Source organism: Zestomonas ipomoeae (assembly GCF_057128665.1).
Map to the genome: position 1 here is coordinate 1 of NZ_JBSKHQ010000001.1, position 20,107 is coordinate 20,107.

At 65.0% G+C, this 20,107-nt stretch carries 16 protein-coding genes; 11 read left to right on the forward strand and 5 right to left on the reverse strand.

Annotated features, from left to right (window positions below; all coding sequences use genetic code 11):
- The coding region (tssI, locus tag ACWKV7_RS00005) for a type VI secretion system tip protein TssI/VgrG (protein ID WP_483855579.1) at positions 1-899 on the reverse strand (899 nt) is incomplete at its 3' end.
- A 360-nt stretch (positions 900-1,259) separates the two neighbouring features.
- On the opposite strand from tssI, the gene ACWKV7_RS00010 reads away from it, so the two are divergent.
- From ACWKV7_RS00010 to ACWKV7_RS00050, 9 genes are all read left to right on the forward strand, one after another.
- On the forward strand, positions 1,260-1,673 hold the full coding sequence (locus ACWKV7_RS00010) for a CBS domain-containing protein (protein ID WP_483855580.1): 414 nt from the start codon (positions 1,260-1,262) through the stop codon (positions 1,671-1,673).
- Between the two features lie 34 nt (positions 1,674-1,707).
- Positions 1,708-3,024 (forward strand): zinc-dependent alcohol dehydrogenase, encoded by a 1,317-nt coding sequence (locus ACWKV7_RS00015; RefSeq protein WP_483855581.1) that lies wholly within the window; start codon positions 1,708-1,710, stop codon positions 3,022-3,024.
- A 28-nt stretch (positions 3,025-3,052) separates the two neighbouring features.
- Positions 3,053-3,970: a DUF72 domain-containing protein gene (locus ACWKV7_RS00020; protein ID WP_483855582.1), complete on the forward strand. Its 918-nt coding sequence runs from the start codon at positions 3,053-3,055 to the stop codon at positions 3,968-3,970.
- Positions 3,967-4,764: an endonuclease/exonuclease/phosphatase family protein gene (locus ACWKV7_RS00025; RefSeq protein ID WP_483855583.1), complete on the forward strand. Its 798-nt coding sequence runs from the start codon at positions 3,967-3,969 to the stop codon at positions 4,762-4,764. Before ACWKV7_RS00020 ends, ACWKV7_RS00025 begins: the two co-directional genes overlap by 4 nt.
- Positions 4,761-5,999 (forward strand): cardiolipin synthase ClsB, encoded by a 1,239-nt coding sequence (gene clsB, locus ACWKV7_RS00030; protein WP_483855584.1) that lies wholly within the window; start codon positions 4,761-4,763, stop codon positions 5,997-5,999. Before ACWKV7_RS00025 ends, clsB begins: the two co-directional genes overlap by 4 nt.
- Positions 5,996-6,979: a lysylphosphatidylglycerol synthase transmembrane domain-containing protein gene (locus ACWKV7_RS00035; protein ID WP_483855585.1), complete on the forward strand. Its 984-nt coding sequence runs from the start codon at positions 5,996-5,998 to the stop codon at positions 6,977-6,979. The genes clsB and ACWKV7_RS00035 overlap by 4 nt, the downstream gene beginning before the upstream one ends.
- A 100-nt stretch (positions 6,980-7,079) precedes the next feature.
- Positions 7,080-7,712 carry a class I SAM-dependent methyltransferase gene (locus tag ACWKV7_RS00040; protein WP_483855586.1) on the forward strand — a complete coding sequence of 211 codons (633 nt, stop codon included), beginning with the start codon at positions 7,080-7,082 and terminating at the stop codon, positions 7,710-7,712.
- A gap of 56 nt (positions 7,713-7,768) precedes the next feature.
- Entirely contained in the window at positions 7,769-8,350 is a 582-nt protein-coding gene (locus ACWKV7_RS00045) for a hypothetical protein (RefSeq protein ID WP_483855587.1), read from the forward strand.
- 86 nt (positions 8,351-8,436) lie between these two features.
- Positions 8,437-8,895: a hypothetical protein gene (locus ACWKV7_RS00050; RefSeq protein WP_483855588.1), complete on the forward strand. Its 459-nt coding sequence runs from the start codon at positions 8,437-8,439 to the stop codon at positions 8,893-8,895.
- Positions 8,896-8,917: 22 nt separating this feature from the next.
- On the opposite strand, the gene ACWKV7_RS00055 is transcribed toward ACWKV7_RS00050, so the two are convergent.
- The gene (locus tag ACWKV7_RS00055; protein ID WP_483855589.1) at positions 8,918-9,868 is read right to left on the reverse strand and encodes a LysR family transcriptional regulator; all 951 of its coding nucleotides are present in this window, start codon (positions 9,866-9,868) and stop codon (positions 8,918-8,920) included.
- A 114-nt stretch (positions 9,869-9,982) separates the two neighbouring features.
- Between ACWKV7_RS00055 and ACWKV7_RS00060 the strand changes: the two genes are divergently transcribed.
- The gene (locus ACWKV7_RS00060) at positions 9,983-11,005 is read left to right on the forward strand and encodes a zinc-dependent alcohol dehydrogenase family protein (protein ID WP_483855590.1); all 1,023 of its coding nucleotides are present in this window, start codon (positions 9,983-9,985) and stop codon (positions 11,003-11,005) included.
- 873 nt (positions 11,006-11,878) lie between these two features.
- Here the strand turns inward: ACWKV7_RS00060 and glgB are convergent.
- From glgB to ACWKV7_RS00075, 3 genes are all read right to left on the reverse strand, one after another.
- Positions 11,879-14,098 carry a 1,4-alpha-glucan branching protein GlgB gene (gene glgB, locus ACWKV7_RS00065; RefSeq protein ID WP_483855591.1) on the reverse strand — a complete coding sequence of 740 codons (2,220 nt, stop codon included), beginning with the start codon at positions 14,096-14,098 and terminating at the stop codon, positions 11,879-11,881.
- On the reverse strand, positions 14,095-17,409 hold the full coding sequence (gene treS, locus ACWKV7_RS00070; RefSeq protein WP_483855592.1) for a maltose alpha-D-glucosyltransferase: 3,315 nt from the start codon (positions 17,407-17,409) through the stop codon (positions 14,095-14,097). The genes glgB and treS overlap by 4 nt, the downstream gene beginning before the upstream one ends.
- 71 nt (positions 17,410-17,480) lie before the next feature.
- Positions 17,481-19,499: an alpha-1,4-glucan--maltose-1-phosphate maltosyltransferase gene (locus ACWKV7_RS00075; protein ID WP_483855593.1), complete on the reverse strand. Its 2,019-nt coding sequence runs from the start codon at positions 19,497-19,499 to the stop codon at positions 17,481-17,483.
- A gap of 291 nt (positions 19,500-19,790) precedes the next feature.
- On the opposite strand from ACWKV7_RS00075, the gene ACWKV7_RS00080 reads away from it, so the two are divergent.
- Positions 19,791-19,952: a hypothetical protein gene (locus tag ACWKV7_RS00080; RefSeq protein ID WP_483855594.1), complete on the forward strand. Its 162-nt coding sequence runs from the start codon at positions 19,791-19,793 to the stop codon at positions 19,950-19,952.
- The last annotated feature ends 155 nt before the right edge of the window (positions 19,953-20,107 follow it).

Genomic DNA, 20,107 nt, shown 5'->3' on the forward strand with positions numbered 1-20,107 from the left:
AGGAAGTGGCCGCTGACCAGCTTGGGCTGGTCGCTCTGGCCCTCGGCCTGGCGGTAGTCGGCGCGGTGGCGTTCCAGGGCGCGCTGGCTGAGGTGCCTGCCGCGCGGGCGCTCGGTGTAGCGGCCGGGGTAGTCGTAGTCTTCCAGGTCGGGCAGCGGTTCGTCGCGCTTGGCGGCGGTTTCCAGCAGCAGGCGCGGTTTTTCGAAGTCGTAGTCCCGCCGGCTGACGCGGTTGCTGCGGGTTTCCAGGCGCAGCTTGAAGCGCTTGACCACCGGCTCGTCGGCCACCAGGCCGCCGTCCTGCAGGTAGGCGGTGGGCTGGCCGAGCCGGGGGAAGGCACTCTGGTCGTCGCCGAACACCAGCACATGGCCGTTCGGGCTGTGCTGGAAGTGATAGTGCAGGCCCTCCTCCTCGCACAGGCGCTGGATGAAATGCAGGTCGGTCTCGTCGTACTGCACGCAGTAGTCGCGTTCGGGATAGACGGTGGGGCCGAGCTGGAACTGGTAGTCGCCGGCGAGAATGCCGTGCTCTTCCAGGACCTGGGCGATGATCTGCGGCACCGTGAGGTGCTGGAAGATGCGCTGGTCGGTGCGGTGGGCCAGGTAGGCCAGGCGCGGCACGATGCTCAGCCGGTAGCGGGTCAGGCGCTTGCCGGATTCGCCCTGGGCGATGCGGTGAATTGCGCCGTGGATGCCCAGGCCGTCGGGACTGAAGGCGAGGAAGGCCTTCTGGTGCAGTAGGCTTTCCAGGTCGAGGTCGGGGCGTTCGCTGACCAGTTCGACGTCGAAGCGGTAGGGCTGGCTGATGGCCTCGCGGCCGGTGAATTCGAGCACCTGCAGGTCGTGCTCGGTGCCTTCGATGCGCAGGCTGAAGTGGGTTTCATTGGCCGGGTTGAACATGGCGGCTCCTTCGCTGGCTGTTCCAAAGTAAGGCAGGCTGCCACGAAGGCTCCCTATCCGATAGCCAGACCTCGGATAATTGTGAAGCATGGCGCGTTGCCAGAGCATCCTGCTCCCCGTACAGGCCCGAACGGCTCACTCAGCTCCAGGTAGCGCGCCGGTATGGGCAGCATCGACTCGTCTCGTTTCGCTGATCGACGCTGGCACCACTCCCCCGCTCCACCCGCCGTTTCATCCAAAAAAAGATGAACCGTCACTGCACGCTCCAGTCGGAATACATAGGTGCCGCCCACGCGGTGCGCGCCGGTGGGGCCCAGGCTGACCATCTCTAGCAATCCTGCAAACGGAGGAGTCAAAGCCATGAAAATCGGCGAAGTCATGACCCGGAACGTGCAAACCATTACCCCCGACCAAAGCATTCAGGAAGCCGCCGCGCTAATGGCGAAGATCGACAGCGGCGCATTGCTGGTGAACGAAGGCGATCGTCTGGTGGGCGTGGTGACCGACCGCGATATCACCATTCGCGCGGTGGCCGACGGCCAAGGCCCGGATTGCCGGGTGCGCCAGGTGATGACCCCGAACGTCTGCTACTGCTTCGAGGACGAAGACGTGCAGCACGTGGCGCAGAACATGGCGGATATCCAGGTACGCCGCCTGCCGGTGCTGAACCGCGAGAAGCGCCTGATCGGGGTCGTCTCCCTCGGCAACATTTCCAGCAGCCGTAGCCGCGAAGCCAGTTCCACCGTGTTACGCGGTGTTGCCCAGGCTCACTGAGTTTCATCGCGGTCGCGCTTCGATTGGAGGTTCTATGAAAGCTGTCGTATTCCATGACGTCGGTGATATCCGTTTGGAGGACGTGCCCGAGCCACGCATCGAGGCGCCGACCGACGCCATCGTCAGGCTGACCGCGTCCGCCATCTGCGGCACCGACCTGCACTTCATTCGCGGCACGGTCGGCGGCATGCGTCCGGGCACCATTCTCGGCCATGAGGGCGTCGGCATCGTCGAGGAACTCGGCGAGGACGTGCGCAACCTGCAGATCGGCGACCGCGTGGTGATCCCCTCCACCATCGCCTGCGGCAACTGCTCCTATTGCCGGGCAGGCTATTTCGCCCAGTGCGATGTGGCCAACCCGAATGGCAAGGAAGCCGGCACGGCCTTCTACGGCGGGCCGGAAACCACCGGCCCGTTCCATGGCCTGCAGGCGGAGAAGGCGCGCATCCCGTTTGCCCACATCGGCCTGATCAAACTGCCGAGCGAGATCAGCGACGACCAGGCGATCCTGCTTTCGGACATCTTTCCCACCGGCTATTTCGGCGCGGAGATGGCCGAAATCACCTGTGGCGATACCGTTGCGGTGTTCGGCTGCGGGCCGGTCGGCCAGTTCGCCATCGCCAGCGCCTGGCTGCTCGGCGCGGCGCGGGTGTTCGCTATCGACCAGTTCGGAGATCGTCTGAAAATGGCCCGCCAGCAAGGCGCGGAAACCATCGATTTCAATCGCGAGGATCCGGTCGAGACCCTGCGCAGGCTGACCGGCGGCATCGGTGTGGACCGTGCCATCGATGCGGTGGGCGTGGATGCCGAGCACCCATACTGCGCCGGCCATAGCCGCGAGGACCACAGCCGCTTCGCCAACGAGGTGGCCGAGGTCGCCCCGCGCAGCAACCCCTCCCAGGGCCACTGGCGCCCCGGCGACGGTCCCAGCCAGGTGCTGGATTGGAGCACCGAGTGCCTGGCCAAGGCCGGCACCCTGTCGATCATCGGCGTCTATCCGCCGCAGGCGAGGCGCTTCCCGATCGGTGCGGCGATGAACAAGAACCTGACCATCAACATGGGCAACTGCCACCACCGCAAATACATCCCCAAGCTGATCGAGATGATCCTGGCCAAGCGCATCGACCCGTCGAAGATCCTCACCCAGATCAAACCGCTGGGCGACGCCATCGCCGCCTTCCGTGCGTTCGACAACCGCGAGAACGGCTGGGTCAAGGTCGAGCTGCAGCCCCAGCGGACCGAGCCCGCCGAATCCTCTGGCGGCACCGAGGAGCGCCTCGACGACAGCATTGCGGATTCCTTCCCGGCCAGCGACCCGCCGGCCATGGCCACGACGCCCCACAAGAGCTGAACGCCAAAGACAGAGGGAGAGACAGGCAATGGCAGCCATTCATATCGGCATTTCCGGCTGGCGGTATGCGCCATGGCGCGGAGATTTCTATCCCGAAGGGCTGAAACAGAAGGAGGAGTTGCATTTCGCCTCGCGCGCGGTAAGCAGTATCGAGATCAACGGCTCCTTCTATGCCCTGCAAACGCCCGAGCGCTACGCCAACTGGTACGAAGATACCCCGGAGGGCTTCGTCTTCAGCGTCAAGGCGCCGCGCTACATCACCCATATCCGCCGCCTGCGGGAAGTGGAAACGCCCATCGCGAACTTCCTGGCTTCCGGCGTGCTGCGCCTGAACGAGAAGCTCGGGCCGCTGCTCTGGCAGTTCCCGCCCAGTTTCAAGTTCGACGCGCAGTTGTTCGAGTCCTTTCTCCGCCAGTTGCCCGCCGATACCGAGGGTGCACTGGAGATCGCCCAGCGCTGCGATGAGCACATGGAGGGCCGCAAGTACCTTGAGATCGACCGCAAGCGACGCCTGCGCCACGCCGTGGAAATCCGCAACGACAGCTTCGTCGATCCGGCGTTCGTGGCCCTGCTGCGGGAGCACCGCGTCGCACTGGTGGTGGCCGATACCGCCGGCAAATGGCCCTACTACGAGGACCTCACCAGCGACTTCGTCTATCTCCGGCTACATGGCGCGGAAAAGCTCTACACCAGCGGCTACACCTCGGCCGCGCTGGACAACTGGGCCCGCCGCATTCGCCGCTGGAGTCACGGTTCGCAGCCCGAGGACGCGCACCTGATCAGTCGCCGCAAGCCGGCGCCCCGGCGCTCGCGGGACGTCTTCTGCTACTTCGACAACGACGTCAAGGTGCGCGCGCCGTACGACGCTCGGCAGTTGCTGGAAAGGCTCGGCCTGGACGAGGACCTGCAGACCGTGCCGGGACAACTAGAAGGAGCCGCCGCATGAGCAATACCAGCGCCAGCGAGCAAGCCAGCAAACCCGTCGAGAACGCCGCTCCGGTACGCTCGCTCACCGTGCTCACGGTCAATACCCACAAGGGCTTCACCGTGTTCAACCGCCGTTTCATCCTGCCCGAGCTGCGCGAGGCGGTGCGTGCGGTGGGTGCTGACGTGGTGTTCCTGCAGGAAGTCCACGGCACCCATGAGCGTCACGCCAAACGCCACAAGAACTGGCCGGAGACCCCGCAGTACGAGTTCCTGGCCGACACCATGTGGCCGGACTTCGCCTACGGGCGCAATGCCGTCTACCCCGATGGCGACCATGGCAATGCGGTGCTGTCGAAGTTCCCCATCACTTGCTTCCAGAACCTCGACGTTTCGATAAGCGGCCCGGAACGCCGGGGCTTGCTGCATTGTCAGTTACAGGTGCCAGGGCTCGATCAATTGCATGCCATCTGCGTGCATCTGGGCCTGCGCGAAAGCCATCGTCTGCAACAACTGGAACTGCTCTGCGGGTTGCTGGATTCGCTGCCCGCCGATGCGCCGGTGCTGGTGGCCGGAGACTTCAACGACTGGCGGTTGCGGGCCAATGATGTGCTCGAGCGCTGCGCCGGGCTTCACGAAGCCTTCGCCCGGGCCCACGGGCAGGTCGCCAAGAGTTTCCCCGCGCGCTGGCCAATGCTGCGACTGGACCGCATTTACGTACGCAACGCCACCACCAGTAACCCGCAGGTCATGGCGTCGCGACCCTGGTCGCATCTGTCCGACCATGCACCGCTGGCGGTGGAGGTACATCTATGAGCTTCTCGTGGCGCGAAGGTAACCGCCTGGAGTTGCTGGAGAACGGCGAGGAATTCTATTCCCGCGTATTCGACGCGATCCGTCAGGCCCGCAGCGAAGTGCTGATCGAAACCTTCATCATCTTCGAAGACAAGGTCGGAAGGGCTCTGCAGCGTGAGCTGATTGCCGCTGCCGAGCGCGGCGTGCGGGTAGAGGTGACGGTCGACGGCTACGGCTCGGCCGACCTCAGCGGCGAATTCATCGCCGCGCTGACCCGTGTCGGCGTGCGCATCCGCATGTTCGATCCGCGGCCCCGGGTAATGGGCATGCGCACCAACCTGTTTCGGCGCCTGCATCGCAAGCTGGTGGTGATCGACAGCGAGATCGCCTACGTCGGCGGCCTCAACTTCTCCGCCGACCATCTCAGCGATTTCGGCCCCGAGGCCAAGCAGGACTACGCCGTGGAGGTGCAGGGGCCGATCCTGCGCGACATCCACCGTTTCGCCATCGCCACTGTCTCGGCCCCACAAAAGCCGCCGCGCAACTGGTGGCAGCGGCACATCCAGGAGGACCCGCAACCGCTGTTCGAAAAGCGCATGGGCGACGCCAAGGTGCTGTTCGTCACCCGCGACAACGAAGCCCATCGCAACGACATCGAACAGCAATACCTGGAGGCGGTCCGCTCGGCCCGCATTCGCCTGACCATCGCCAACGCCTACTTCTTTCCCGGCTACCGCCTGCTGCGGGAAATCCGCAATGCCGCCCGCCGCGGCGTGAAGGTGCGGCTGATCCTGCAGGGCCAGCCGGACATGCCGATTGCCCGCCTCGGTGCGCGCCTGCTCTACAACTACCTGATTCGCGACGGTGTGCAGATCTACGAGTACTGCCGCACGCCGCTGCACGGCAAGGTCGCCCTTGCCGACTACGACTGGGCCACCGTGGGCTCGAGCAACCTGGACCCCTTCAGCCTGTCGCTGAACCTGGAAGCCAACCTGGTGATCCGCGATCCGGTATTCAACCGCCATCTCAACGACCGGCTCACCGAACTGGTGGAGAAGGACTGCAAGATGATCACCCTGGAGCGCATGCTGCGCGGCAATTTCTGGCGTGCGCCGCTGGCTTTCCTGATCTTCCACTTCTTCCGGCACTTCCCGGCGATGACCGGCCTGCTGCCGGCGCACAAGCCGAAGCTGGCGGTGCTGCAGCCGGAAGAGTTGGAACAGCTCGATCATCACCTGCCACGGGAACAACAGTGAATCGACCCCAGCGCGACCCATCCGGCAAGCGCGCCTGGTGGCCGCGGGTCAAGCGCCTGCTGAGCATCGTTTTCCTCGTGCTGATGGCCACGCTGCTGGTGATCATGGCGCGCAAAGTGGACTGGCAGGAAGTACTCGGCACCCTGCGCGACTACAAGACCACCACCCTGCTTCTCGCCGGCGCGGTGACCGTCGTCAGCTATGCGGTCTACAGCTGCTTCGACCTGCTCGGCCGCGCCTATGCCAAGCATCACCTGCCCTGGTGGCAGATCATGCCGGTGACCTTCGTCTGCTACTCGTTCAACGTCAATCTCGGCGCCTGGGTCGGCGGCCTGGCCCTGCGCTACCGGCTGTATTCGCGGCTGGGCCTGAGGAACTCGGAGATCACCAACGTCGTCACCCTCAGCCTGTTGACCAACTGGCTCGGCTACCTCTGGCTCGGCGGGCTGATCTTCGCCGCCGGGCTGATCGACCCGCCCGACAACTGGGCCATCGGCGGCAGTGCCCTGCGCCTGCTGGGCGTCGCCCTGCTGGGCGTCGCCATCGCCTATCTGCTGCTCTGCGCGTTTTCCCGGCGCCGCTCCTGGACCATCCGGCGCCTGGAAATCCGACTACCGAAGCTCTGGCTGGCCGCCACTCAGATGCTCCTGGGTGCCCTGAACTGGTCCCTCATGGGGTTGGTCGTCTTCCTGCTGATGCCGGAGAAAATCGGCTACACGCAGGTGCTCGGGGTCATGATGATTGCCGCCATCGCGGTGGTGATCGTCCATCTGCCCGCTGGGCTCGGCGTGCTGGAGGCGGTATTCATCGCCCTGCTGCAGTACCAGGTGCCCACCAGCAGCCTGATCGCCGGCTTGATCGGCTACCGGGCCGTGTACTACCTGGCCCCGCTGCTCGTCGCCAGCCTCACCTACCTGGCCATCGAGGTGCGGGCGAAGAAACTGCGGCAGAAGACCAACCTGCAGGCATCGGCCCGCTGACGCTGCGGCGATCGCTGGCGGTTTCCGACAAATGGGGGAATTCTGTCCTACCCTGGCGGTCAGGCGCTTAGACCGATCAGCCGCAAACAGGACGAAGACCATGGAGCAAACCGCGAAATTCTGGGACAAGATGGCAGGCCGCTATTCCCGGCAACCGGTCGCCGACGAGGCGGCCTACCAGAAGAAGCTGCAAATCACCCGCGATCATCTGCGCCCGGACATGGACGTGCTGGAACTGGGCTGTGGCACCGGCTCCACCGCCATCGTCCATGCACCCCATGTGAAGCACATTCGCGCGGTCGACATCTCGGCGAACATGCTGGCCATCGCCCGTGAACGGGCCGCGGCACAGGGTGTCGGCAACATCGACTTCGAGCAGGCGCCCATCGATGCCGTCGACATGCCCGTCGAGAGCGTGGACATGGTGCTGGCGCTGAACATCCTGCATTTGCTGGAAGACAAGGAGGCCGTCATCGCCAAGGTGTACCGCACCTTGAAGCCGGGCGGTCGTTTCGTCAGCAGCACGGTCTGCCTGGGTGACAACATGAAGTTCTTCAAGCTGCTCGCGCCGGTCGGCAAGTTGCTCGGCCTGATGCCACTGCTGAAGGTCTTTACCGGCCAGGCGCTGGTGGACAGCCTGACCGCTGCCGGCTTCGCCATCGATTACCAGTGGCTACCCGGCAAGTACAAGGCGCTATTCATCGTGGCGCGCAAGCCGGATGCGCAGGGCTGACTACACTCCCCCGCAGGGACCGCCCACGCCGGGCGCCAGGACAGGGAGAAATCGCGATGAGCTTCGCGCAGTTGGTCGATAACCGGGGAGGACAGTTGCTGTTTACCTCGCGACAGGACGACATCGCCCACTTTCTCGGTGGGCCGATGCTCAACTACGAAGGGGTATGCCTGGCCCTGGTCATGCTGTGGTTCGCCCAGAACACCTCCAAGAAGGACCCAACCAAGGGCATCGTCAACAAGAGCAAGGCACTGCACTTGCAGGATTCGATGCAGACGAACTGGGCGGGTTTCGATACCGTCGACGCCCAGGCGCGCATCACCATCGGCAAGACCTTCTGGTGGAAGAGCGATAGGAGATACCCGTTCACCGAGGACAAATACGGGGCGGATATCTACCTGCAACACGACCCTGAAGGCGGCCGAGAAAGCCTGAACATCTTCGTGATCTACTTTCCCGACGGCCCGGCCCACGGCATCGGCGTATGGCGGTTCCCCAGCGGCGCCATGGTGCTGTACGACCCGAACCACGGCGCCTGCGTCATTGGCAAAGACAGCTTCCGCGAATTTCTCAACGACTTCCTCAAGGAGCTGTACAGCGATACCGTCGGCTATGCCATCTGCGCGTTCCACAGCTAGGGCCTGCACGCCCCGGACAGACGCTTGCATCGTTTCCGCGCACCGGGGATGCTGGGCCCCCAGTCAAGCAGCCCGGTCGTCTTTCGATGCGCTACAGCCTTGAATTTTCTACCCCGGTGGCGGCCTCCGCCGCGCAAGCCTGGCAATGGATCACCTCGTTCGCGGGTGTTTCGAAGGAAATGGCGCCCTATCTGCGCATGTCGGTCCCGCGTGGCGTGACCGGGTTGGCCTCGACGGGGTTCGAACCGGGCGAACCGATGTTCCGAAGCTGGATCTGCCTGTTCGGCCTCGTGCCGTTCGACTATTCAGACCTCACCCTGCTGAGCCTCGAGCCGGGTATCGGGTTCGTCGAGCAATCGCCCATGGGCAGCATGCGGCTCTGGCGTCATGAACGGCATATCTCGCCACGGGGCGCCGGCTGCGTCGTCACCGACCGGCTCACCTTCGAGCCACGCATCGCCGGCTGGCTGTCCTATCGCATCGTTCTCGCCTTCTTCGCCCATCGCCACCGCAATCTGCAACGCCACCTCGGCTCGGCCGCCTGACATCGCGCGCCAGGTGCAGGCGCTACGGGCAGACTGCGATTGACGAGGTTCTCCCGGCGGCATCGCTGGGCAGGCCCATTCGCGTTGGGATCTCCGCTACCAGTAGGTCGATGGCCAGCCGGGTTCTCGCCGGCAAGTAGCGAGTCTGCGGCCAGACGGCATTGATCTCGCTGGACAGCACGTGGTCGCTGTCGATGACCAGTTCCAGCAGGCCGGAGCGTACGTACTGTGCCAACAGCCAGCAGGGCAACCAGGCCAGGCCGAGCCCGGCCACGGCGGCATCGACGATGGCCTGCAGGTCATCGAAACGCAGGCGGCTGGCAATGCGCACATCTCTCACCTTTCCCTGTCCGTCGCGTATCAACCAGGGTTTGTCGACGCCGGCACGGCCATAGGTGATGCCATTGTGCAGCGCCAACCCATCCAGATTGGCCGGTCGGCCATGCCGGGCCAGGTAGCTCGGTGCCGCGCAGATGGCCATGCTCTGCGAACCCAGCCGCCGTGACGCCAGGCTGCTGCTGTCGGGCAGCCGGCCGACCCGCACCGACAGATCGAACCCTTCCTCCGCCAGGTCCAGCACCCGGTCGCTGAAGGCCATCTCGATGCTCAGCTGCGGATAGCGCTCGGCCAGTTCGCGCATCAATGGTGCGACGCAGTAGCGACCGAACAGTACCGGCGCGCTGATGCGCAGGCGGCCGCTTGGCTCGCGACGGCCCGAATCCAATGCCGCCTGGCCCTCATCCAGCTCGGACAGGGCCCGCACGCAGCGCTCGTAGAACACCTGCCCGTCTTCCGTCAGGCGCTGGGAACGGGTGGTGCGATGAAACAATCGCGTGCCCAGCCGTTGCTCAAGGCGGGCAATGATCTTGGCCACCGCCGAACGGGTCAGGTGCATGCGCTCGGCGGCCAGGGAAAAGCTGCCGGCGTCCACCGCCTGGACAAAGGCATCGATACCGTTGAGTCGGTCGTTCATGGCGTGATTGAATCCTGAAAGGAAACAGAGTGCGTCGATTATTCCACCACTGGCGATGGCAAGGAACCCATATAGTGGCGACCTCGCTCACCCCACCGTTCAGGAGAGAACCCCATGCACCTTTACCGAATCGTCCCCGGTAGCCAGATCGACGGACTGCAGCTCACCGAGGAAGCCAGCCGCGCGCCCGCCGAGCACGAGGTGCGCATCCGCATCCACGCGGTATCGCTCAACTACCGGGACCTGATGATCGCCCGCGGCAGCTACCGTGCCAGCGCCGAACAGGGCGTTATTCCCACCTCGGACGGCGCTGGCGAAGTCATTGCGGTGGGTAGTGCCGTCAGCCGCTTCAAGGTGGGCGACCGGGTAATGGGCGCGTTCTTCCCGCAGTGGGTCGAGGGTGCGCCCACCGCCGCCAGCACCGCCGCGGCCCTGGGCGGTAGCGTCGACGGCATGTTGGCGGAAGAAGTGTTGCTGCCGGAAAGCGCCTTGGTCGCGATGCCGTCACACCTCAGCTATACCGAAGCGGCGACGCTGCCCTGCGCCGGGGTGACCGCCTGGAATGCCCTGTTCGTCGAGGGGGCGCTGCGTCCAGGAAACAGCGTACTGCTGCTCGGTACCGGCGGCGTTTCCATCTGGGGCCTGCAACTAGCCAAGGCCGCCGGCCTGCGGGCAATCATCACCTCGTCCAGCGATGAAAAACTGTCCCGCGCCCGCGAGCTGGGAGCCGACGCCGTCATCAACTACCGGCAGGTGCCGGAATGGCAGGACGACGTGCGGCGGCTCACCGCTGGCGAGGGTGTGGACCTGGTGCTCGAAGTCGGCGGCCAGGGCACGCTGAATCGCTCCGTAGCGGCCGCCGCGATGGGTGGCACCGTGGCCATCATCGGCGGCGTCAGCGGTTTCGGCTTCGGCAACGAGTTGCAGCCCTTCGCACTGATCGGCGGCGCCAAGCGGCTGGCGGGCATCTTCGTCGGCAGCCGCAAGATGCTGGAAGACCTGGCCCGCTTCGTCGAGCTGACCGGCATCCGTCCGCCGGTCGACCGGGTATTCCCCTTCGAACAGGCGCGCGAGGCCTACGCCTACCTGGATGGCGCCGGACACTTCGGCAAGGTGGTCATACAGGTCGCGAAGTAAGCCGACGGCGGTTGGCTACCTGACGCCGAAGCAGGACGCCCCGTCTGGCCCCCGGCCTTCGTCGGGGAGACGGGCTGGGGCTGAGTCGGTACGAGGCCAAGAGTTGCCTGCTTGCAGTGCTTCCGTCAGCGCCAAGGCCTCGCCTCACCTTGCGCACCTAACCCACCCCCGTCATACCGGCGAAGGCCGGTATCCAGAGACAAGCAGATCAGCATCTATCGAAAACAGCGGGAAGCCTGAAACTGCGCTTGGCCCCCGGCCTTCGTCGGGGAGACGGGATGTGGCTGAGTCGGTACGAGGCCAGGAGCTGCCTGTTTGCAGTGCTTCCGTCAGCGCCAAGGCCTCGCCTCGCCTTGCGCACCTAACCCACCCCCGTCATACCGGCGAAGGCCGGTATCCAGAGACAAGCAGATCAGCATCTATCGAAAACAGCGGGAAGCCTGAAACTGCGCTTGGCCCCCGGCCTTCGCCGGGGAGGCGGGATGTGGCTGAGTCGGTACAAGGCCAAGAGCTGCCTGCTTGCAGTGCTTGCGGCAGCGCCAAGGCCTCGCCTCGCCTTGCGCACCCAACCCACCCCCGTCATACCGGCGAAGGCCGGTATCCAGAGACAGGCAGATCAGCATCTATCGAAAACAGCGGGAAGCCTGAAACTGCGCTTGGCCCCCGGCCTTCGCCGGGGAGACGGGCTGGGGCTGAGTCGGTACGAGGCCAAGAGTTGCCTGCTTGCAGTGCTTCCGTCAGCGCCAAGGCATCGCTTCGCCTTGTGCATCCAACCCACCCCGTCATACCGGCGAAGGCCGGTATCCAGGAGCAGGCGGCTCGGCGCCTTTCCAAGCGAGCAGAAGCCAGGCACTGCGCGGCCCCAGGGCCATCCTACTCAGGCCGGACCGCGCCGTCCTGAGGGCGCAGGATCAGCACGCCGAGCGGCGGCAGGTTGAGCGACAGCGATACCGATCGCCCATGGTTGGGAATGTCTTCAGTGCGCACATCCCCGGCATTGCCGACGTTGGAGCCGGCATAGCACTCGGCATCGCTGTTGAGCACTTCGCTCCACAGCCCTTCGATCGGCACGCCGACGCGGTACTCGTGGCGCGGGACCGGGGTGAAGTTGGCCACCATCAGCAACGGGAATCCGGTGGAGCTCCAGCGCAGCCAGGCGTAGACGCTGTTGGCGGCATCGTCGCCGATCAACCACTGGAAGGTGCCCGCCTCGCAGTCCCGCTCATGCAGGGCTGGCTCCTGGCGATACAGCCGGTTCAGGTCCTGCACCAGGCGCTGCACGCCCTGGTGCTCGACATAGTTGAGCAGGTACCAGTCCAGTTCGCGGTCATGGTTCCATTCGCGCCACTGGCCGAATTCGCAGCCCATGAACAACAGCTTCTTGCCCGGCTGGGTCCACATGAAGGTGAGATAGGCACGCAGGTTGGCGAACTTCTGCCAGCGGTCGCCGGGCATCTTGTCGATCAACGCGCGTTTGCCGTGCACCACCTCGTCATGGGAAATCGGCAGGATGAACTGCTCGGAAAAGGCGTAGACCAGGCCGAAGGTCATCTTGTGGTGGTGATAGAAGCGGTGGATCGGGTCTTCGGCCATGTAGCTGAGGGTGTCGTGCATCCAGCCCATGTTCCACTTGTAGTTGAAGCCCAGGCCACCCTCGCTGGTGGGACGAGTGACGCCGGGCCAGGCGGTGGATTCCTCGGCGATCACCAGGGCGCCCGGTGCTTCCAACGCGACGACGTCGTTGAGATGGCGCAGGAAGTCGATGGCCTCCAGGTTCTCGCGCCCGCCGTAGCGGTTGGGTATCCACTCACCATCCTTGCGCGAATAGTCGCGGTAGAGCATCGAAGCCACGGCATCCACCCGCAGCCCATCGATATGGAACTGTTTGAGCCAGAACAGCGCCGAGGCCAGCATGAAGCCGTGCACTTCGGTACGGCCCAGGTTGTAGATGTAGGTGTCCCAGTCCTGGTGGAAGCCTTCGAAGGGGTGTTCGTACTCGTACAGCGCAGTGCCGTCGAAGCGACCCAGGCCGTGTTCGTCGGTGGGGAAATGCGCCGGCACCCAATCGAGGATCACGCCGATGCCGGCCTGGTGACAGGCATCGACGAAGGCGGCGAAATCCGCCGGCGAGCCATAGCGCCCGGTCGGGGCGAACTGGGAGAGCGGTTGGTAGCCCCAGGAACCGCCGAACGGGTGCTCCATGATCGGCATCAGCTCGATGTGGGTGAAGCCCATCTCGATGATGTAAGGGATCAGCTGCTCGGCAAGCTCATGCCAGTCATAGATGCGCCCCTCTTCCCCACCCTCGCGCCGCCATGAGCCGGCATGCAGCTCGTAGATCGCCATCGGCGCGGTGGGTGCCTGGCGCGCGCTGCGCTGCTCCAGCCAGGTGTGGTCGCGCCATTCGTGTTCGAAGGGTTCGGCGACCTTGGACGCGTTGCCCGGTGGCACCTCGCTGGCCAGCGCCATGGGGTCGGCCTTCAACGGCAACAGACCGTGCTGACCAAGAATCTCGTACTTGTAGGTTTCGCCGGGGCCGATATGCGGCACGAAGATTTCCCATACCCCGGTCGGATGGCGCTGACGCATCAGGTGGCGGCGGCCATCCCAGCCGTTGAAGCTGCCCACCACCGACACGCGCCGGGCATTCGGCGCCCATACGGCGAAGCGCACTCCCTCCACGCCCTCCACGGCGGCCAGCTGCGCCCCGAGGCAGTGGCCGAGATCGCGGTGGTTGCCTTCGGCGAACAGGTACAGGTCCAGCTCGCCGAGCAGCGGGCCGAAACCATAGGGGTCTTCGGTGAGCTGTTCGCCGCCAGCCCAGCGAATGTGCAGCAGGTACGGCTCCGGGCGTTCCAGACGGCAGCAGTAAAGCCCCGGTACGCGGGTGGTGGACATGTCAGCCAGCTCCTGCCGATCCTGGGTGGCGATCACTTTCACCGACAAGGCGTCGGGCAGGTAGGCCCGAATGATCAGCCCATCGCCGTCGCGGTGCGGCCCGAGCACGGAAAAGGGATTGCCATGCTCGGCACGAATCAACGCCTCGACGTCGGCATCGCTGGGCAGGAGGGAGTCGTCGGGTGTTGCGCTCATTGCGGGTCTCCGAATAACTGTTGCGTCAAGGTCGCCAGGCCCTGCAGGGGTACCGACAGCCAGCTCGGCCGGTGCTCGGCTTCGTAGATGATCTCGTAGGAGGTCTTTTCCATGCTGAACAGGGCCAGTGCGGCGTCCTCGCCGTCCGGCTCGGTCCAGGCATGGGGGATCTGCGCGGCGGCCTGGCGGTAGCCGTTGAGGAAGTTCTCCCGGGCGCTGTGCCGGTAGCTGGCGGCGATACGCCGGCGCGTCTGGTCGGCCTCCTCCGAGGTATCGCTGCTCTGGGCGTTGCGAATGGTCATGGCGGCGGCGTAGTCGAACGAGCGCAGCACGCCGGAGACATCCTTGAACGGGCTGTACTTGGCGCGGCGCTCGGCCAGCGTGCGCGAGGGTTCGCCTTCGAAGTCGATCAGGTAGGCGTCACCCTGTACCACCAGCACCTGTCCCAGGTGCAGGTCGCCATGCACGCGGATGCGCAGGCCGCCGGCCACGCGCTGGGCCAGCCGATCGACTTCGTCGAGCAGGTCCTTGCGGTGTTTGAACAGGTGCTCGGTGAACTCGCGATCCGCGTCGTTCAGGTCGCCCTGGTGCTGTGCCAGCAGGTCGAGCGCTTGCTCCACCTGGGCCTTGACGCTGCCGGCCAGTGCCTGGCAGTCGCCCTTGCCGGTCTGTTCGGGCGCGAAGTCCGGGTTGTCGCGGGCCTCCGCCAGCACCACGTGCATCTCGCCCAGGCGCTGGCCGAGCAAGGCGGCGAAATGGTCCAGCTCCGCCAGCGCTTCGTACTGGTTTTCCACGCTGGACATGCCGCCGGACAGCTCATCGCGAATGGCCCGGTCCAGGGTGGTCTGGGTCCACTCCCAGGCATCGCCCTGGTTGTCCAGGAAGCGCTGTAGGATCATCAGCGCATGGGGAGCGCCGTCCTTGGAAACACGGGTGACCTCGCCGAGTACCGCGGCGACGTGGGAGAACCCGTGGGAGCCGAGGTAGCTGACCATTTCCAGCTCCGGGTGCACGCCGGCGGACACCCGCCGCAACAGCTTGAGCACCAGTGCGCCGCCCACCACCACCGAACTGTTCGACTGCTCGGCGGACAGGTAGCGCACTTCGGCATCCTGTGGCAGCTGTGCGCTATCGTCCCACTGCGCGGTGGAAACGAAGCGCAGCTGATCGTCGCCACACGCCATGACCGCGTTCTCCCGCAGCATGCCCAGCACGGTCCAGACGAAGCTTTCCAGGGTGAACGCATCGGTCAGCAGGCCAACCTGGCGGCCGCGCCGCACCCGGGCCAGGGCCAGTTGCTGCGGCAGCGCGGTGCCGAAGTCTTCCTCGGCGAGAAAGCCCAGCGGTAGCTGATAGCGTTCCCCGGCCACCTCCACCTCGCTGAGCAGCAATGGCTGCTGCGGGTCGCCGAATGGCACGGCATAGGCCACCTGCAGCTCGTCCAGCGGCTTGTCCTTGCCGGCGAACCAGCGGCGCTTGGGCAGGTAGGCCGGCAGCGATTCCTTCTCCAGTACTTTGCGCGGCTGCGGCTGCAGCAGGTCTTCGATGCGCTTGAGCACCAGGGTGGAAAACTCCGGCATGCTCGCCACCGGCTCTTGGTGCCAACTGGGCATCTGCGCCTCGGCGGCGAGCAGGAACCAGTAGAAGCCATAGGGCGGCAGGGTCAGCAGGTAAGGCAGCTGGCCAATCGGCGGGAAGGCACTGCCGCCGAGCATTTCCACCGGCACCATGCCGGCATAGGCAGACAGCTCCAGCTCGGCGGCCTGGGCGGCGCGGGACACGTTGGCCACGCAGAGAATGGTTTCATGATTGCCATCCGGACCGGTGTAGTCGCGCAGGTAGGCGAAGATGCGCCGGTTGGACGGTGCCAGCATCTTCATCGTGCCCCGCCCGAAGGCTTTCTGCTGTTTGCGCACGGCGAGCATGCGCCGGGTCCAGTTCAATAACGAATGCGAGTCGCGCTGCTGTGCCTCGATGTTCACCGTCTGGTAGCCGTACAGCGGGTCCATGATCGGTGGCAGCACCAGGCTGGCCGGATCTGCGCGGGAGAAACCGCCATTGCGGTCCACCGACCACTGCATAGGCGTGCGCACACCGTCACGGTCGCCCAGGTAGATGTTGTCGCCCATGCCGATTTCATCGCCGTAGTACAGCACCGGCGTGCCCGGCATCGACAGCAGCAGGCTGCTGAGCAGCTCGATGCGCCGGCGGTCGCGCTCCAGCAGCGGTGCCAGGCGCCGGCGAATACCCAGGTTGATGCGCGCGCGCCGGTCGGCGGCGTAGTAGTTCCACAGATAGTCGCGTTCCTTGTCGGTGACCATCTCCAGGGTCAACTCATCATGGTTGCGCAGGAAGATCGCCCACTGGCAGTCGTCGGGAATCTCCGGCGTCTGGCGCAGGATGTCGGTGATCGGGAAGCGGTCTTCCTGGGCGATGGCCATGTACATGCGCGGCATCAGCGGGAAGTGGAACGCCATGTGGCATTCGTCGCCTTTGCCTTGCTCGTTGCCACCGAAGTACGGCCGGGTGTCCTCGGGCCACTGGTTGGCCTCGGCCAGCAGCATGCGGTCCGGGTAGTTGGCATCGATCTCGGCGCGAATCTGCTTGAGCACCTCGTGGGTCTCCGGCAGGTTCTCGTTGTTGGTGCCGTCGCGCTCCACCAGATAGGGAATGGCGTCGAGGCGCAGGCCGTCGACTCCCATGTCCAGCCAGTAGCGCATGACCTTCAGGACTTCCTTCATCACCTGCGGATTGTCGAAGTTCAGGTCCGGCTGGTGGGAATAGAAGCGGTGCCAGAAGTAGGCGCCGGCCACCGGGTCCCAGGTCCAGTTGGAGGTCTCGGTGTCGAGGAAGATGATGCGCGTGCCCTGGTACTTCTGGTTGGTATCCGACCATACGTAGAAATTGCGTGCCGCCGAACCCGGCTTGGCCCGGCGTGCCCGCTGGAACCAGGGATGCTGGTCGGAGGTGTGGTTGATCACCAGCTCGGTGATGACGCGCAGGCCGCGCCGGTGGGCCTCGGCGATGAACCGGCGCGCATCGGCCAGGCCGCCGTAGTCCGGGTGGATACCTCGGTAGTCCGCGATGTCGTAGCCGTCGTCGCGCCGGGGCGACGGATAGAACGGCAACAGCCAGATGGTGTTGACGCCGAGCTGGGCAATGTAGTCGAGCTTTTCGATCAGGCCGGCAAAGTCGCCGATCCCATCGTTGTTCGAGTCGAAGAACGACTTCACGTGTACCTGGTAGACCACGGCGTCCTTGTACCAGAGCGGGTCGTCGATAAATGCGGCTGGCTTGCGCTGTCTGGCCATTCTTTGCTCCTTACGGGCGATCTTGCGGCGACTTCCCCCTTCCTGCCCCGGCTTGCGGGCGGCAATGCGTATCAGCGATCGATGATTTCCGGTTCGCCGTCGGGGTGGATGCGCCAGATGCCGAATGGCGTCTGCCAGGGCTCGATGCGCATCCATTGGATTTTTCCGTGCCAGGTCCACCGGTGGCCGGTCATCAGATCCTCGCCGTGCATGGCGGCATCGTCGGGCAGGCCGAATTCCCAGAGCGGCAATTCGAAGTGGGCTTCCTGGGCGTTGTGCGGGTCCAGGCTGATGGCCACCAGCACGAAGTTGCTGAGGTCGGCAGTACGTTTGCCGAAGTACAGGATGTTGTCGTTCCAGGCCTGATAGGTCTGGAAGCCAAGATGGGTCTGCAGCGCCGGGTTCTGCCGGCGGATGCGATTGAGCTGGGCGATCTCGGCGACGATGTTTCCCGGCGCACCGTAGTCGCGCGGACGGATCTGGTATTTCTCCGAGTCGAGGTATTCCTCCTTGCCGGGCAAGGCCGCCGACTCGCAGATCTCGAAGCCCGAGTACATGCCCCACAGCCCCGACCCCATGGTCGCCAGCGCGGCGCGGATGAGAAAGCCGGGCCGCCCGCAGGTCTGCAGGAAGAACGGGTTGATGTCCGGGGTGTTGACGAAGAAGTTCGGCCGGAAGCAATCGCGCAGCGGCGGCCGGTTCAGCTCGGTGAAGTAGTCGGCCAGTTCCTGCTTGGTATTGCGCCAGGTGAAGTAGGTGTAGCTCTGGTTGAAGCCGACCTTGCCCAGGCGCGCCATCATCGCTGGCCGGGTAAAGGCCTCGGAGAGGAAGATCACCTCCGGATGCTTGGCGCGAATGTCGGCAATCAGCCATTCCCAGAACGGCAGCGGCTTGGTGTGGGGATTGTCGACGCGGAAGATCTTCACGCCCTCGTCGACCCAGCCGGCGATCACGTCGCGCAGCGCCAGCCAGAGGTCCGGCATCGCCTCCTCGGCGTAGAAGTCGACGTTGACGATGTCCTGGTATTTCTTCGGCGGGTTCTCCGCATAGCGAATGGTGCCGTCCGGCCGCCAGGTGAACCAGCCGGGGTGTTCCTTGAGCCAGGGATGGTCCTGGGAGCACTGGATGGCGAAGTCCAGCGCGATCTCCAGACCGTGCTCGGCTGCCGCGGCAACCAGCCGACGGAAGTCCTCGCGGGTGCCGAGTTGCGGGTGGATGGCGTCGTGGCCACCCTCCTCGCTGCCAATCGCGTAGGGGCTGCCGGGGTCGTAAGGGCCGGCCTGCAGGGTATTGTTGGGGCCCTTGCGGAATTTGCGGCCGATGGGGTGGATCGGCGGGAAATACAGCACGTCGAAGCCCATGTCGCGGATCATCGGCAAGCGCTGGATCACGTCGTCGAAGGTGCCGTGGCGCGACGCCTCGCTGGTGGCCGAGCGCGGAAACAGCTCGTACCAGCTGGCGAACAATGCCAGCGGCCGCTCCACTTCCAGCGGGTAGACCGGACTGTGGGTGCGGTGCGCATGGGCATCGGCGGCGGCCATGGCCGAGGCGGCTTCGCCGGACAGCAACAGTTCGGCGCGCTCGGTGGCCATGCCTCTGTTCAACCGCTCCAGCAGGCCGGCGAGCTGCTGGCGGGTCTCGCCCTGGCTGCGCTCGACCGCCTCCGCCAGCATCAGCCGCCCCTCCTCCAGCTCCAGGCTGATGTCCAGGCTGGCGGCATGCTTTTTCGACAGGTCGTAGCGATAGGTTTCGAAGCGGTCCCACCAGGCCTCGACGACGAACTGGTGCCGGCCGACCTTGAGCGGCGTGAACTGGCCTTGCCAGAGGTCGTTGCCCAGATGCGTCAGGCGCGTTACATGCCAGTTGTCCTCGCCTTCCAGGCGCCAGCCGAGGATCGCGGCCAACTGCTCGTGGCCATCGGCGAAAATCGTGCTTTTCACCGTGATCGTCTGGCCAGCCACCGCCTTGACCGCGAAGCGTCCCCCATCGAGCACCGGCTCGGTGCCCTCGATGGCGATGCGCGGCAGGCGCATGGCATCGTCCAGGGGCAAGGGTGCGTGGCTGGCTGGCTGCTGCTTGGCATCGCTCATCGAGCAACTCTCCTCAGGCTCCAGTAGATCGCTGGGATAGCTGCCCCGTGTTGCAGCCCAATGGGCCACGTGGCCTGCCGGTGGCGTAGCTGCTAACACGGAGGCTGTGTTCTCAGGGACTGCGCCGGTAATCACCGACCCTGAATATTCCGAACGGACCTGCCGCCAAAAGTTCACCGATCCAGGCCGCGCCGCCCATCGCCTGCTGCCGGGCAAAACAGGAACTTATCGAGGCGGCCTGATTCAATTCCACACAGGGCCGTCGCCCGCCGAGCAGACAGGAGAACGCTGATGAATCAGCACGCCGACATTCCCCAACCGGACCCCATCGTGCACAACGATCCGGGCAACCCCCGCGACATGCGCCTGGGCCCGGACTACGAGCCTCATGAAGAGGTCAAGCCCGGCTCACCGAGCAACGGCAAGCTGGAGGACGAACCGCTGGGGGATTGATCTCACCCGCTCCGGACAGAGTCCCGATTCTCCGTGCCCCCTCATTTGCTCCACTCCACGACCCTCACCAGCCCGCCCCCGACGAAAGCCGGGGTCCAGGCGGAGTGCCCGGGATTCACGATGCTTCCAACTGGCGCCGAGTCGCCTGCTCCTGG

Excerpts from the sequence above, each read along its gene's own strand:
- glgB (WP_483855591.1), bottom strand. The coding sequence starts at position 14,098 with ATGAGCGCAACACCCGACGACTCCCTCCTGCCCAGCGATGCCGACGTC.
- clsB (WP_483855584.1), top strand. The coding sequence starts at position 4,761 with ATGAGCTTCTCGTGGCGCGAAGGTAACCGCCTGGAGTTGCTGGAGAAC.
- treS (WP_483855592.1), bottom strand. The coding sequence starts at position 17,409 with ATGGCCAGACAGCGCAAGCCAGCCGCATTTATCGACGACCCGCTCTGG.
- ACWKV7_RS00040 (WP_483855586.1), top strand. The coding sequence starts at position 7,080 with ATGGAGCAAACCGCGAAATTCTGGGACAAGATGGCAGGCCGCTATTCC.
- ACWKV7_RS00010 (WP_483855580.1), top strand. The coding sequence starts at position 1,260 with ATGAAAATCGGCGAAGTCATGACCCGGAACGTGCAAACCATTACCCCC.
- ACWKV7_RS00050 (WP_483855588.1), top strand. The coding sequence starts at position 8,437 with ATGCGCTACAGCCTTGAATTTTCTACCCCGGTGGCGGCCTCCGCCGCG.
- ACWKV7_RS00060 (WP_483855590.1), top strand. The coding sequence starts at position 9,983 with ATGCACCTTTACCGAATCGTCCCCGGTAGCCAGATCGACGGACTGCAG.
- ACWKV7_RS00020 (WP_483855582.1), top strand. The coding sequence starts at position 3,053 with ATGGCAGCCATTCATATCGGCATTTCCGGCTGGCGGTATGCGCCATGG.
- ACWKV7_RS00025 (WP_483855583.1), top strand. The coding sequence starts at position 3,967 with ATGAGCAATACCAGCGCCAGCGAGCAAGCCAGCAAACCCGTCGAGAAC.
- ACWKV7_RS00015 (WP_483855581.1), top strand. The coding sequence starts at position 1,708 with ATGAAAGCTGTCGTATTCCATGACGTCGGTGATATCCGTTTGGAGGAC.
- ACWKV7_RS00075 (WP_483855593.1), bottom strand. The coding sequence starts at position 19,499 with ATGAGCGATGCCAAGCAGCAGCCAGCCAGCCACGCACCCTTGCCCCTG.
- ACWKV7_RS00045 (WP_483855587.1), top strand. The coding sequence starts at position 7,769 with ATGAGCTTCGCGCAGTTGGTCGATAACCGGGGAGGACAGTTGCTGTTT.
- ACWKV7_RS00080 (WP_483855594.1), top strand. The coding sequence starts at position 19,791 with ATGAATCAGCACGCCGACATTCCCCAACCGGACCCCATCGTGCACAAC.
- ACWKV7_RS00055 (WP_483855589.1), bottom strand. The coding sequence starts at position 9,868 with ATGAACGACCGACTCAACGGTATCGATGCCTTTGTCCAGGCGGTGGAC.